This is a genomic window from Pseudomonas baltica, assembly GCF_031880315.1.
Lineage (GTDB): Bacteria > Pseudomonadota > Gammaproteobacteria > Pseudomonadales > Pseudomonadaceae > Aquipseudomonas.
Window position 1 is genome coordinate 4,223,564 of the sequence record NZ_CP134771.1, and the last position, 13,133, is coordinate 4,236,696.

At 62.7% G+C, this 13,133-nt stretch carries 11 protein-coding genes; 4 read left to right on the forward strand and 7 right to left on the reverse strand.

Annotated features, from left to right (window positions below; all coding sequences use genetic code 11):
• Positions 1-3: 3 nt before the first annotated feature.
• From REH34_RS18860 to REH34_RS18890, 7 genes are all read right to left on the reverse strand, one after another.
• Positions 4-933: a glycosyltransferase family A protein gene (locus REH34_RS18860; protein WP_311968773.1), complete on the reverse strand. Its 930-nt coding sequence runs from the start codon at positions 931-933 to the stop codon at positions 4-6.
• Positions 930-2,453 carry an oligosaccharide flippase family protein gene (locus REH34_RS18865; protein WP_311968774.1) on the reverse strand — a complete coding sequence of 508 codons (1,524 nt, stop codon included), beginning with the start codon at positions 2,451-2,453 and terminating at the stop codon, positions 930-932. Before REH34_RS18865 ends, REH34_RS18860 begins: the two co-directional genes overlap by 4 nt.
• Before the next feature lie 22 nt (positions 2,454-2,475).
• Positions 2,476-3,588 (reverse strand): DegT/DnrJ/EryC1/StrS family aminotransferase, encoded by a 1,113-nt coding sequence (locus REH34_RS18870; protein WP_311968775.1) that lies wholly within the window; start codon positions 3,586-3,588, stop codon positions 2,476-2,478.
• 63 nt (positions 3,589-3,651) lie between these two features.
• Positions 3,652-4,422, reverse strand: a complete 771-nt coding sequence (locus REH34_RS18875; protein WP_311968776.1) for a hypothetical protein — start codon at positions 4,420-4,422, stop codon at positions 3,652-3,654.
• 690 nt (positions 4,423-5,112) lie between these two features.
• Complete coding sequence (locus tag REH34_RS18880; RefSeq protein WP_311968777.1) at positions 5,113-5,913, reverse strand: carbon-nitrogen hydrolase family protein; 801 nt, start codon at positions 5,911-5,913, stop codon at positions 5,113-5,115.
• Positions 5,914-6,040: 127 nt separating this feature from the next.
• Positions 6,041-7,738: an NAD(P)/FAD-dependent oxidoreductase gene (locus REH34_RS18885; RefSeq protein ID WP_226504386.1), complete on the reverse strand. Its 1,698-nt coding sequence runs from the start codon at positions 7,736-7,738 to the stop codon at positions 6,041-6,043.
• Positions 7,739-7,916: 178 nt separating this feature from the next.
• Positions 7,917-8,369 (reverse strand): Lrp/AsnC family transcriptional regulator, encoded by a 453-nt coding sequence (locus REH34_RS18890; protein WP_311968778.1) that lies wholly within the window; start codon positions 8,367-8,369, stop codon positions 7,917-7,919.
• Positions 8,370-8,651: 282 nt separating this feature from the next.
• Between REH34_RS18890 and REH34_RS18895 the strand changes: the two genes are divergently transcribed.
• The 4 genes from REH34_RS18895 to REH34_RS18910 are packed head-to-tail and all read left to right on the forward strand — an operon-like array spanning position 8,652 to position 13,112.
• Positions 8,652-10,103 carry a UbiA family prenyltransferase gene (locus REH34_RS18895; protein ID WP_226504388.1) on the forward strand — a complete coding sequence of 484 codons (1,452 nt, stop codon included), beginning with the start codon at positions 8,652-8,654 and terminating at the stop codon, positions 10,101-10,103.
• The gene (locus REH34_RS18900) at positions 10,100-11,416 is read left to right on the forward strand and encodes an FAD-binding oxidoreductase (RefSeq protein WP_311968779.1); all 1,317 of its coding nucleotides are present in this window, start codon (positions 10,100-10,102) and stop codon (positions 11,414-11,416) included. The genes REH34_RS18895 and REH34_RS18900 overlap by 4 nt, the downstream gene beginning before the upstream one ends.
• Complete coding sequence (locus REH34_RS18905; RefSeq protein WP_311968780.1) at positions 11,413-12,153, forward strand: SDR family oxidoreductase; 741 nt, start codon at positions 11,413-11,415, stop codon at positions 12,151-12,153. Before REH34_RS18900 ends, REH34_RS18905 begins: the two co-directional genes overlap by 4 nt.
• The gene (locus REH34_RS18910) at positions 12,150-13,112 is read left to right on the forward strand and encodes a lysylphosphatidylglycerol synthase transmembrane domain-containing protein (protein ID WP_311968781.1); all 963 of its coding nucleotides are present in this window, start codon (positions 12,150-12,152) and stop codon (positions 13,110-13,112) included. The genes REH34_RS18905 and REH34_RS18910 overlap by 4 nt, the downstream gene beginning before the upstream one ends.
• The last annotated feature ends 21 nt before the right edge of the window (positions 13,113-13,133 follow it).

Here is a 13,133-nt window from a genome sequence, read left to right on the forward strand (position 1 = left end):
CGCTTAACCCCTCGAGGCCGACAGGGTCAGGCGCTTGAACAGATTGGCGCTGACATTGCGGGCCACCAGCAGCAGCGCGTTGAGCTTTTGCAGCGGCGAGATCGCCGACAACGACAGGCCGAAGACCTGCACCAGGTAGTACTCGTACAGCGGCTGATCGCCTTGGCGCTGGTAGTAGTTGGCCAGGCACGCGTAGGTCTGCAGCGACATGTGCAACTTCTGCTTGCCAGCGCGCATCGAGAACAGTCCGCCGTTGTGCACGCGGTAGGCGCCGGGGGCGATCTCGGGCATGTACTTGCCCTTGCCGTGAGCGCCGAGCATCGACCACCAGCACACGTCCAGCAGTGGTGCTTGTTCGAGCTCACGGGGGAGTTCGTGCAACACGTTGCGAAAGCAGGTGGTCAGGGTCGAGATGCGCCGGCCGCGCAGCAGCTCCATGCGGTTGGCGTCGCGCTGCCATTCACCGGTCAGTTGCACGCCGTGGGAGCCTTTTTCATCGGTGATCAGCGCGTCGTGGTAGGTGATCACGTAGTCCGGGTTGGCTTCGAGGAAGTCCACCTGCTTTTGCAGCTTGAGCGGGTCGGTCCAGTAGTCGTCGCCGTCGCAGTAGGCCAGGTACTTGCCCTGCGCCCGGTTGAACAGGTCGGGGAAGAACAGCTTGCCTTGCTGGTATTGGTTCTCGGCGTGCAGGATCGGCCGGATGATGTTCGGGTAGCGCTGCGCGTAGTCGGCGATGATGGCCGCAGTGCCGTCCGTGGAGGCGTCGTCGTTGACCAGGATTTCGAACGCGAAGCTCGTCTGCTGGGCCAGGAAGCTGTCCAGCGTCTGGGCGATGTAGGCTTTCTGGTTGTACGCCGGGCACAGGATGCTCAACAGCGGCGCGTGGGCCGGTGTCCAGTGCTGACGTATTTGCTGTTCGGTTCTGTTGCTCATTGTCCGGTGCTCGGTTTGCTCAACATAAGAAGGATCTTGGTGGCCAGCGGCTTGTGGCTGCCGGCCACCAGCACCAGAGTCAGCAGGCCGCTGACGGCCAGGCCCACGAGAATGCTGATGCGGTCTTCGCCGGCGATGGCGTTGAACAGGGGTTGGGTGACCAGCACGCCGATGGCAGTCATCAGGCTGATGCGCAGGATGTCGTGCAGCCAGGTGCCGTGAATGTCGCGAGCCAGGTTGTGGTGAACGATCTGCGGCCAGATGGCGAACGACACCAGGCGCAGCACGAACCAGGCGACGGCAGCGCCCAGTGCGCCTTTGTACTGCACCGCGAAGAACATCACCGGCACGGTGATCACCGCGGACGCCAGCGAGTACCAGACATGCAGGCGGAACTGGCCGTGGGCGTACTGCAGGTGGTACTGGAAGGCGCTGACCGACATGATCGCCGTGCCCAGTGCGTACCAGAGCAGGATCGGCTGGCACCAGGCGGCCGCCGCGCGGTCACCGCTCCAGGCGTAGATGAGTTCGCCGGAATGCATGGCGATGATCGCTGCCAGCGGGAACAGAAAGGTGCAGGCCAGGCGGCTCGCGCCCAGATACAGCAGCTGCATGTCGTGCTCGCGACCTTCGGCCATCAGCACGGTCATGCGCGGCAGCAGGGTCTGCACCATCGGGTTGATCAGCATCAGGATGCCGGTGGTCATCAGCGCCACCAGCGAGAAGTAGCCGTACTCGGTGAGCAGCAGTTGCTCGGACAGCAGCATCTTGTCGAGCTGGGTGAGGATGATCCACAGGATCGAGGTGCCGCTGATGCTCAACGCGAACGGCACGATCGGCTTGACCAGCGCCCAGTTGAAACCGCTCGACCACTGCGGCGTTGGCAAGCGCTCGTAGGCCTTGAAGGCGAAGATCAGGGTTTCGATCACCGCCACCATCAGCTGGAATTCGAAGAACACCAGTGCGCTCTGCGAGACTTCGGCCACCAGGAACAGACCGCCGAAGTAGCGCAGGGTGGCGATCACCACATTGGCGCCGTTGAGCCAGGCGTGCATTTCCAGGCCCTGCAGGCCGCTCTTGTAGAGCGTTGCATACAGGCGCAAGGCAACCATTACGCCCATCAAGGTGATGCATTTGACCAGGGTGCCGGTGTCCAGCGCCTGGGCATTGAGCCAATGCTCGGCCAGCCACGGGCTGATCAGCCAGACCGCCAAGCAGGTGATCAGGGTCAGCGGCAAAAAGATCACTTCGAACGAGCGCATCAGCCAGCCGCCGTCGCGCCGGCCGTCTTGCGCCTGGCTCTGGTGGTGAGCGATCTGTCGTACCAGGGAGGGTGACAGACCCACGTCCAAGAGCATCAGCCAGGCTTGCAGCACGGCATAAAAGCCGATCAGGCCGTATACCTCGGCGCCCAGATGAACGAGGTAGAAGGGCATGATCAAAATGCCGACCAGCAGCGCGTACGCCTGGCCGGCGTAGCTGAGCAGTGTGTTCTGGACGACTGAAAGCTTTTTGCTCATTGGAACTACCTGAGAACGTCCGTTAGACAACTTTGGCCAGGGTGGCGTGGGCACTGGCGGGCTCGCTTTCGCTGAGCAGGGTTTCAACGATCCGGTCCTGGACTTCGCGGGGCAGGCCCGGATAGATCGGCAGACACAGGATGCGTTGGCTGAGGCTTTGTGAATGAGGTTGCGGGGCTTGCGGTTGCAGGTAGTCGACGGTGTCGAGCGACGGATAGAAGTAGCGTCGCGGGTTGATGTCGTGAGCCTGCAAGGCGGCGCGGGCGCTGAGCATGTGAGCGTTGTCGCGCAGCGCTACAGGGAAGTAGCTGTGGTTGACCTCGCTGAGCTCGCTGGCTTGCTGCAGGTCCATGTGGCCGCCCAGCGCCTGGGTGTAGCGGTGGGCAATGTCGGCACGCTGCTCGAGGATGAGGTCCATGTCATCGAGGATGCACAGGCCCATGGCTGCCGAGAATTCGTTGAGCTTGGCGTTGATGCCCAGGCCTTCGATGGTCTCGAAGTCGGCGATGCCGAAGTTGCCCAGCAGCCGTGCCCGCTCGGCCACATCGGCATCATTGGTGACGATGGCGCCGCCTTCGATGGTGTGGAACAGCTTGGTGGCGTGGAAGCTCAGGGTAGTGGCGTCGCCCCAGTTGAGCACTGATTGCCCGGCATGGCGGGCGGCGAATGCATGGGCGCCGTCGTACACCACCTTGAGGTTGTGCGCGCGGGCGACCTGTTCGATGCGCTCCACCGCGCACGGGTTGCCGAACACGTGGGTGGCGACGATGGCGCTGGTGTCGGCGCACAGGTTGCGGCTGATCTGCTCGGGGTCGAGGTTCCAGGTGCGCGGATCGATGTCGGCGAACACCGGGCGGATCTTTTCCCACTGCAGCGTGCTGCTGGTGGCGATGAAGCTGAACGGGGTGGTGATCGCACTGCCGCTCAGGCCCAGGGCGCGATAGGCGATCTGCAGCGCGAGGGTGCCGTTGTTGGTGAGGATGATGTGCCGTACGCCCAGATAATCCTTGAGGCGCTCTTCGAGCTCGCAGCTGAGCGGGCCATGGTTGGTCAGCCACCGCGAGGCGTAGATCGAGTCAACGTACGCCTTGAATTTCTTGATGTTGCCCATGTAGGACTTGGTGACGTTGATCATGCAACCTTCCTCGCGCAAGCCTTGCGCTGTGGTGAGCTTCACTGGGGGCCAGGGCCGTTCAGGTCAGGACACAGTGGTTTTGGTTCGGGCCACTGCCTTGCGCGCCCGGTGCTGGTTCAACTTCAGGATCAAGCGGGTGGCCAGGCTGCCGGCGTGCGGGTCGCCGTAATGCATGAGTGCGGTGGCGCGGCAGAATTGCGGGCTGCACGGCTCGTTGGCATGCAGCGAGCGGTAACCCCAGAACAGGTACACGTTGCCCGGTACGATGCGCAGGGTGGTGGGCTTGAACCACTGGTGCCGGATGCCCCACGTCAGCAAGCGGCGGGTGAATTTATTCTGCAGCACCGCCTTTTCGACGATGTTGAACAGCACGCTGCCGCGCACCCGGCGCAGGTTGGGGAACATCACCAGGTCGCCGCGCTGTTCGCCTTCGGTCGGGGTGAAGATCGGGATCAGCATCGTGATCAGCGTGGCGTCGTAGTGGTAGGCGTTGGATTCCTTCTGCCCCGAGCCGCCCTGTACGCAGCGCAGCACCGGGAATACCTGGCGGCTGGCAGGTGCATGGCCGGTGGCCAACTGGTGCAGGCGGCCAAGGCTGGCGATGAAGTCCGGGGATTTGCCCAGAGCGGCCAGGGCGCTGCCTTCCAGCGCCTGATAGCCGTGGTAGGCGAAATACTGGTTGTTGTGACGGGCCGCCTGGGCGTCGACGTAGCCGCGCAACTCGGCCAGCGCGTCGCTGCTCAGGGCGCCTTCGATCATCCCGTGGCCTTGGGCATCCATGTCGGCGACCAGGCGTTTGGCGGTAGCGTCGTCAATGTTCAACAAGTGCGACATGAAGGGTGAACTCTGTGGTGTTAATTGAAGGTGTGGCTCAGGTAGTCCGTGACGCCAAGTTCAACTTTTCAATTGGCAAAGCTACCGCCCATTCCCAACTTTCTTGGGTTCTGAAAGTTACCGTTGCCGGTAGCACTTGTTGCACTTTCTGTTACAAACACGCTACCGCCAAGTTGCGCGTTAATGACGGCAACTTGAATAACAGACAAAACTCTCCCGCACGCCCGAAATAACCGGGAATCAAATCAAGGGGCGAGCAGTCCGCTACAAATTTTTGGTATCGAATAAGGTGTTGACGGTGCGCCAGGTTCGGAAGCCTCGGCTGCGGCCACGCCAGCTCTCATCAAGGAGTCGCCGTGGATGGGAGATATATCGTCCTCGCGGGGGTGGGCTGTCAATCGCTTTCGTCAAAAAAAGTGAGGCGGAGTGATTTTTTGGGTCGAATTTTAGGTAACTATCTGATTTATATGATAATTAAAACTTGACGCTGGCATTGTGCTGGTTTTTTGCGGGGAATGGTGGCGTTTTAATCGCTTTTTGCCTTCAGATACGCCTAAGCCCCAGTATTCAATGGGTTTAGGCGATTTTCGCGCGCCACAGGCGAGGATTCATAGCAGATTTGGTACGCGCTTTCCGTCGCCAAAAAAACGGCGACGGCGAATTTTGAAATGCTTTGTGCCGAAATATTGACTATTTGTTGACAGGTAGGCGGTAGGTCTCGGGGCGCAAATCATCCAGATAGCGGTTGAACTGCCGGGCAGTGTCAAACGCAGGGCGGTCTATGTCGGCCATCAGCACTGATTCCTGGGTCCCGGCGGCTCCCAGAACGCTACCGTCCCCGGCCGCGACACTGCTCAGCCCACAGTATTGGATGGCGCCCTCGCTGCCAGCGTAGTTGGCATACGCCACGACGCACTGATTTTCGAAGGCACGGCTGCGCACCGTGATTTGCGCGACGAACTCGTAGGGCAGCATGTTGGCGGTCGGCACCAGGATCAGCTCGGCCCCGGCCTGTGCCAGTTGGCGGGTGTTTTCTGGGAATTCGAGGTCGTAGCAGATCAGCAGGCCGATGGTCCAGCCGTCCAGGGTGAGCAGGGCGCTGGGCGCGACGCCGGGGCTGAACATGGCCTGGTCCAGCTCGCCGAACAGGTGGGTCTTGCGGTAGTTGCCCAGGCGCGTGCCATGGCGATCGATGAGCTGCACGGCGTTGAACAGCTGGCCATCGGTGGCGCGCTCGGGGTAGCCGTACAGGATGGCAATGCCGTGGCGGCGAGCGATGGCGGCGACGCGCTGGGCGCTGCGGCCGTCGGCGGCTTCGGCCAGGCGGGCAACGGCCTGGGCGCCGATGTTGTAGCCGCTAAGGAACATTTCTGGGGTGATCAGCAGGTTGGCGCCGGCTGCGGCGCAGGCGCTGGCTTGCTGTTCGAGGCGTTGCAGGTTGGCTTCGGTATCCAGTGGCAGGGGGTGGCATTGGTAGAGGGCCAGGCGCATGGTGGGGTTTCCTTGAATATTTTGGGTGTGCTTTCGGGCCCCTTCGCGAGCAAGCGTTGCTCCCACAGTTCACTGCACTGTGGGAGCAACGCTTGCTCGCGAAGGGGCCGGCAGGCCTTGCACCAAATCAATCCGGCAACGCAATCGGCCCGATCTCGTCGAATACATCCCCAGGGCCGGGGTTGCTCGGCAGCGAGTGGCCGCCGAAGTGTTTCATGATGCCCCAGACCGCGTTCAGCGAGGTCTGCACGGCGCCTTCGACCCAGGCCGGCGTCCAGGACACGTCGTCGCCGGCAATGAAGATGCCGCGGTGTTCATCGGCCATGTTCTGCTGCATGAAGTGCCCATACATCCGCTGGTTATAGCGGTAGTGGCCAGGCAGCGCGCCCTTGAAGGCCCCGAGGAAATGCGGGTCGGCCTCCCAGGAAATAGTGATCGGGTCGCCAATCACGTGGCCGGCGATATCGACCTTTGGGTAGATCTTCTTCAGCGCATCGAGGGCGAGCTTGACGCGCTTCTCCACCGGGTGGGGGAGCATTTTCAGGGCATCGCTCATCCACGAGTACGACAGGCAGATCACCCCCGGCTTGTCGTCGCCGTTGGCGAACGTGCCGTTATCGAACAGATACGTGCCGCGGGTCAGGCGGTCGGTCAGGGTCATGCTCATCAGGTCGCGGCCGGTCTCCGGGTCCTTGTCCTTCCAGAACGGCCGATCGACCATGACGAAGGTCTTCGACGCCTGCATATAGCGGGTGCGGTCCAAGGCCATCCACATCTTTTGCGAGAACAGCGACTCTTCGACATCTATCTGCGTGGTGAGCAGCCAGCTCTGGCAGGTGACCAGCACGGCGGCATACTGGCGCTCGTCGCCCCAGTTGTCGGTGACGCTGAAGCGGCCGTCGCTGGCCCGGGCGATCTTCTTCACGCCGCTGCGGGTCGCGCCGCGGTGCAGGCCGCTGAGGCTGGTGCCCGCAGGCCAGTGCACACAGCGCTCGGGCACGTGCCGCCAGATGCCCAGGGGCACCTGGGAAACGCCACCGACCACCAAATGCTGGTGGTCATCGCAGTTAGTCATCACCACGCGGAAGATTTCGAGCATCGAGTTGGGGAAGTCCGAATCCCAGCCGCCGGTGCCGAAACCCACCTGGCCGAAGATCTCGCGGTGCTGGAACGACAGCTTGGCGAAGGCCTTGGAGGTGGCGACGAAGTCATAGAAGGTGCGGTCGTCCCACAGCGGTACCAGGGTGTTCCACAAGGCCTTGAGGCGTGGTACGTCGCGGTCGCGGATGGCTTGCTGGATATCGCCGAAGCGCGCGCCGTCTTCGAGGGCGTCGGCCCAGGCGTCCGCCACTTCCTGGAACAGCGCGGGCAGGTCCGCCAGTTTTTCGGCGTAGTAGGTCTGGCCTTCGAGGTCGACCACGGTGCTGCCTGAGGCGCCGGTCAGCGGGTTGGGGAAGGGCTTGGTCTCGAGGCCGAGTTTGTCGACGTAGTGATAGAACGCGGTGGAGGACACTGGAAAGCGCATGCCGCCCAGTTCGGCGATGATGCCGTCGGTGCCTTCGAAAGTCTGGGAGCGCAGGCGCCCGCCCATTTTCGAGGCCTCGTAGATGACGGGCTTGAGGCCCAGCTTCATCAGTTCGTAGGCCGCCACCATGCCGGCGATGCCAGCGCCGACGATCGCCACCTCGGCGCCATGGCTCTCGGTGGGCAGGACGCCCAGGCCGTCCGGGTGTTCGATCCAGTCATCGAAGGCGAAGGGAAAGTCCGGACCGTAGACCGTGATGGGCGGCTTGCCGTCGGCAGGGTGGCGGTTCGGTGTGCGCATGATGGCCTCGCGGGGAAGGGCTGGAGGTGGAGAGTATAGAAGCCCGTCATTCTAGAGAGCGTGGGGTACGGTATTAAGAGGCAGAGTGGTGTCTTTTTGATGCTTTAGCGGTCGTTATGGTTGCCAATATGGTCACTATGATGCGTTTGATCCCTGTGGGAGCGGGCCGTTATGGCCGTTAAACCGGGGTGCCGCGGTCGATCTTGCTGCTGAGGATGATCGAGGTGGTGGTCTTCTCCACGCCTTCGACGCTGCCGATCTGATCGAGCAGTTGATCCAGCTGCTCCGGCGAGTCGCTACGCAGCCACGCCACATAGTCGAACTCGCCACTCACCGTGCACAGTTGCTGCACCTGGGCCATGGCGGTCAGGCGCTTGACCACGTCCTTGCCGGAGCGCGGTTGCACGGTGATCCCCACATACGCTTGCAGGCCGCCGTCCACCAAGCGTTGGCTCAGGCGTACGCCGTAGCCGGTAATGGCACCACTGCTTTCGAGGCGGGCCAGGCGCGCGGTCACCGTGGTGCGCGCGATCCCCAGCTTGCGGGCCAGCACGGCGATGCTTTCCCGGGCATTGACCTGCAGAGCAGCAATGAGTTGACGGTCGATGCCGTCGAGGTGGGCGGTGGACATGGCAGGCGGACTCAGGGCAAAAATATCGGACACGGGGAAAACAAGCCTGCCCAAGGTACCGTTTTGCGCCGGGATATCAACACATGGGCGCTTTTTACCAGCGCTTTGTTGGCGAAACGCCATTAGTGAGTTTTTTTGACGCCGTGCTATGGCAACTGGCTATCAAATTTTCTTTTCTGGCGTCAAACCGTCGCCGAGCGTGCACAGTTGAATTAATTTAATTGAAGTTGTTTTTTTAAAATACTGGTTATAGTCGCGAGCAAGTCGCAGGAGTAAATAGACATGGCCAGTGTTCATGGAAAAGTTATCGAAGTGCTGCCGCCGTTAGTTGTCGATCTGGACGGCACCTTATTACGTTCGGATTTACTTCTGGAAACCGCCATGGCGTTCGTGCGCTCGCAGCCGACGCAAGTATTCAACATGCTGCTGTGGTTGCTCAAAGGCAAAGCGGCACTCAAGGAAGGACTGGCTCTGGCCACCGACGTGGACGTCACGGTGCTGCCTTACGACCCGGTCGTGCTCGAGCGCATCGATGCCGCCCGTGCGGCCGGGCGCATGGTGGTGCTGGCCACCGCCAGCCACCACAGCCTGGCCGAGCGTATCGCCGATCACCTCGGGGTGTTCGACGAGGTGTACGCCAGCGACGCCAAGCGCAACCTCAGCGCGCATCGCAAGCGCGACCTGCTGGTGGCCAGCTATGGCGAAGGCGGTTTCGACTATATGGGCAATTCCCAGGACGACCTGTCGATCTGGCAGGCCTCGCGCCAGGCCATCGTGGTCAACCCCGAGGCCGGGGTCGAAAGCCGGGCCAAGGCCTATGGCAACGTCGAAGAAGTGATCCGCTCCAATCCGAGCGGGGTAAAGGTGTGGCTCAAGGCCCTGCGCATTCACCAGTGGATGAAAAACGCGCTGATCTTCGTGCCGCTGCTGGCCGCGCATCAGATCAATCGCCCCGATCAAGTGCTTAACGGGGTGCTGGCATTTCTGTTTTTCGGCCTGTGCGCCTCCAGCGTCTACCTGCTCAACGACCTGCTCGACCTGGCCGATGATCGTCATCACAAGAGCAAGTGCAAGCGCCCATTCGCCAGCGGCCGACTGTCGATCCAGACCGGGCTGATTGTGGTGCCGTCGCTGCTGATCATGTCGTTTACGGGCGCGGCGTTGTGGCTGCCCTGGCAATTCAGCGCGGTGCTGGCGGCCTACTACGTGCTGACGCTGGGCTACTCGCTCTACCTCAAGCGGCAGATGACCTTCGACGTGATCGCCCTGGCCATGCTTTACACCGCTCGGATCCTCGCCGGGGTCGCTGCCTTCAGCGTGCCGCTGACGTTCTGGATTCTGGCGTTTTCGATGTTCATGTTTCTCAGCCTGGCGCTGGTCAAACGCTATGCCGAGCTGCGCGATGCACGCTCTCGCGATGTGCTCGGGCAGACCCGCGGCCGCGGCTACTTTCCCGGTGACCTGGACATGATCGCCTCGCTGGGCGCGTCCTCCGGCTACTTGGCCGTGATGGTGCTGGCGCTGTACATCCACGACACCACCACCGCTGCGCAATACACCTTGCCCCACGTGATCTGGCTGGCGTGCCCGATGCTGCTGTTCTGGATCACCCGGGTATGGATGCTCACCCACCGCGGGCTGATGAACGACGACCCGGTGGTGTTCGCCATCCGCGACCGCATCAGTCAGGTCATCGGCGCCATGCTGTGCCTGGTTTTCTGGATCGCAGCATGAGCGCCGACCTGTATTCGTGGGGGCGTTTCCCGCTGCTGCCGCAACGGGGCCATAGCGTCAGTTGGCGTGACGAGCTGCCCGCGCAGCTCGAGCGGGTCGTGGCCCAGCACCGTATGACCCTACCGTACGGCAATGGTCGCAGCTATGGCGACAGCTGCCTGGCATCCAGCAACGAGGTGCTGCAGATGCGCTCCCTCGATCGCCTGATCGAGGCGGACTGGCACCAGGGCGAAGTCTTGGTGGAAGCGGGCATGACCCTCGCCGAACTGCTGGCGCTGGCGATCCCGCGCGGCTGGTTTTTGCCGGTGACGCCCGGCACCCAGTTCGCCACCGTCGGTGGCGCTATCGCCAACGACGTGCATGGCAAGAACCACCACCGGCGCGGCACCTTCGCCCATTACGTGGCGAGCTTCGGCCTGCTGCGCCACGGCGAAGCACCGCTGCAGTGTTCGCTGGAGGAGAACGCCGAGTTGTTCGCCGCCACCCTCGGCGGCCTCGGCCTGACCGGGCTGGTGAGCTGGGCCAGGCTGCGGTTGATGCCGATCAAGGCCAGCCAGATCGACACCACCGTGGTGCGCTTCGCCAACCTCGACGAGTTCTTCGCGTTGTCCAATGAACTCGATGAGGCGCACGAATACAGCGTGGCCTGGATCGACTGCCTGGCCAAGGGCAAGGACACCGGCCGCGGTGTGTTCATCGTCGGCGACCATGCCCGTTACGGGTCTTTGGAGGTCAGTAGTCGCTCGCGCCTGCAGGTGCCGCTGACGCCACCGGTGTCGCTGATCAACAACCTGTCGCTGCGCGCGTTCAATTCGCTGTACTGGCGCGTGCATCCGCAACAGCGCACGCAACGGCGCAGCGCCTACGAGCCGTTCTTCTATCCGCTGGACCGGCTGCTGAACTGGAACCGCATCTACGGGCGCAAGGGTTTTCAGCAGTACCAATGCGTCATCCCCGATGCCAACGCCCGCGATGGCATGGGCGAGTTGCTGGCGGCCATCGCGGCAGCGGGGCAGGGCTCGTTCCTGGCGGTGCTCAAGCGCTGCGGCGATATGCCGTCGCCCGGGCTGCTGTCGTTTCCCATGGCCGGCACCTCGTTGGCGCTGGATTTTCCTCAGTCGGACGCGCTTGAACAGCAGCTGTTTCCGCGTCTGGATGCCATCGTCCGCCAGGCTGGTGGACGCCTGTATCCAGCCAAGGACGCGCACATGAGCGGCAGCGATTTTCGTCATGCCTACCCCGCGTGGGAGCGCCTCGAAGCGCTGCGCGACCCCACTTTGATGTCCCGTTTCTGGAAGAGAGTCATCTTATGAAAAAGGTCCTGATCATCGGCGCTACCTCTGCCATAGCGGCGTCGTGTGCGCGCCTGTGGGCTGGCGAGGGCAGCGAGTTTTTCCTGGTGGCGCGCAGTGCCGACAAGCTCCAGCAGACCGCCGCCGACCTGGCCGCGCGTGGCGCCGGGAGCATCCACCAGCATTTGATGGACGCCACCGATTACAGCGCTCATCCGCAGATGCTGGCCGACTGCATGGCCGCGCTGGGGCAGATCGATATCGCCCTGATCGCCCACGGCACTTTGCCCGATCAGCAGGCCTGCGAGCGTGACGTGCAAGTGGCCCTGCAGGAATTCGCCAACAATGGAACATCGGTGATTGCGCTGCTGACCATTATCGCCAACCAGCTGGAAACTCAGCGGTGCGGCACCCTGGCGGTGATCTCCTCGGTGGCGGGCGATCGCGGGCGGCCTTCGAACTATCTCTACGGTACCGCCAAGGCGGCGGTGTCGACGTTCTGTGAAGGCCTGCGCGCGCGGCTGTACAAGGTCGGCGTGCATGTGATCACCATCAAGCCGGGCTTCGTCGACACGCCGATGACTCAAGGGCTGCCGTTGCCGGCGCTGCTGGTGGCACGCCCGGCCGTAGTCGCCAAGCGCATCGTCGCCGGCATCACCAGCAAGGTTGCGACCCTGTATACCCCCGGCTTTTGGGCGCTGATCATGCTGATCATCCGCGCCATCCCGCAACCGGTGTTCAAGAGGCTCAAGCTATGACCCAGGCGTCCTACCTGTCGGGTTGGCGCTATCGGGCGGTGCTGCTCTCGGTGGTCGGCTCGGCGATCGGTTACCTGGCGTTCTCGCTGTGGGGTGGCTGGGCGGCAGTGAGTGCTGCGGTGGGCAAGGTCGGGCTCGGCGGTATTGTCATTGCGCTGCTGATGTCGTCGATCAACTACCTGCTGCGCTTCGGTCGCTGGCAGATCTACCTGGGCGTGATGGGCCACAAGATTCCCTGGCGCCCCAGCCTGCGCATTTATCTGGCGGGCTTCGCGCTCACCACCACGCCGGGCAAGGCCGGTGAGGCGCTGCGTGGGGTGTTGCTGAAGAGTTGGGGCGTGCCCTATCCGAAGAGCTTCGCGGCGTTCTTCAGCGAGCGGCTGTCGGACCTGTTCGCGGTCGTGCTGTTGACCCTGTTCGGGCTGACGCTTTACCCGGACGCACGGCCGATGATTTTTGTCGGCGTGGGCCTGGTGCTGGTGGGCTTCGCGGTGTTGTCGCAGCGTCGGCTGCTGGAGTCGGTCAAGCCGCTACTGGCGATGAGCGCGGGCAAGCTGGCGACCACGTTGCAGCACCTGCTGGAGATTCTGCTGGAGGCGCAACGCTGCCATCGCCTGAGCATTCTGCTGGGCGTGACCTGCCTCAGCGTAGTGGCCTGGAGCGCCGAGGCCGTGGCCTTTCATTGGGTACTGCAATGGATGGGCGCCGATGTGCCGCTGGCCTTCGCAGTGTTCGTTTATGCCCTGGCGATGCTGGCGGGCGCGATCAGTTTCATGCCCGGCGGGCTGGGCGGTGCCGAGGCGGTGATGGTCGCGCTGCTGATGTGGAAAGGCATGAGCGGCGCCGACGCGGTGGCGGCCACGGTGCTGATTCGCCTGGCGACGCTGTGGTTCGCCGTGGCGATCGGGGCATTGATGTTGTTCAGGTTCAAGACGACGGCGCAGTTGCAGCAATCGTGATCATCAATCGTTGGAGGAGGC

Bases quoted from the DNA above. Each gene is read 5' to 3' on its own strand.
- REH34_RS18860 (WP_311968773.1), bottom strand. From the start codon at position 933: ATGAGCAACAGAACCGAACAGCAAATACGTCAGCACTGGACACCGGCC.
- REH34_RS18865 (WP_311968774.1), bottom strand. From the start codon at position 2,453: ATGAGCAAAAAGCTTTCAGTCGTCCAGAACACACTGCTCAGCTACGCC.
- REH34_RS18870 (WP_311968775.1), bottom strand. From the start codon at position 3,588: ATGATCAACGTCACCAAGTCCTACATGGGCAACATCAAGAAATTCAAG.
- REH34_RS18875 (WP_311968776.1), bottom strand. From the start codon at position 4,422: ATGTCGCACTTGTTGAACATTGACGACGCTACCGCCAAACGCCTGGTC.
- REH34_RS18880 (WP_311968777.1), bottom strand. From the start codon at position 5,913: ATGCGCCTGGCCCTCTACCAATGCCACCCCCTGCCACTGGATACCGAA.
- REH34_RS18885 (WP_226504386.1), bottom strand. From the start codon at position 7,738: ATGCGCACACCGAACCGCCACCCTGCCGACGGCAAGCCGCCCATCACG.
- REH34_RS18890 (WP_311968778.1), bottom strand. From the start codon at position 8,369: ATGTCCACCGCCCACCTCGACGGCATCGACCGTCAACTCATTGCTGCT.
- REH34_RS18895 (WP_226504388.1), top strand. From the start codon at position 8,652: ATGGCCAGTGTTCATGGAAAAGTTATCGAAGTGCTGCCGCCGTTAGTT.
- REH34_RS18900 (WP_311968779.1), top strand. From the start codon at position 10,100: ATGAGCGCCGACCTGTATTCGTGGGGGCGTTTCCCGCTGCTGCCGCAA.
- REH34_RS18905 (WP_311968780.1), top strand. From the start codon at position 11,413: ATGAAAAAGGTCCTGATCATCGGCGCTACCTCTGCCATAGCGGCGTCG.
- REH34_RS18910 (WP_311968781.1), top strand. From the start codon at position 12,150: ATGACCCAGGCGTCCTACCTGTCGGGTTGGCGCTATCGGGCGGTGCTG.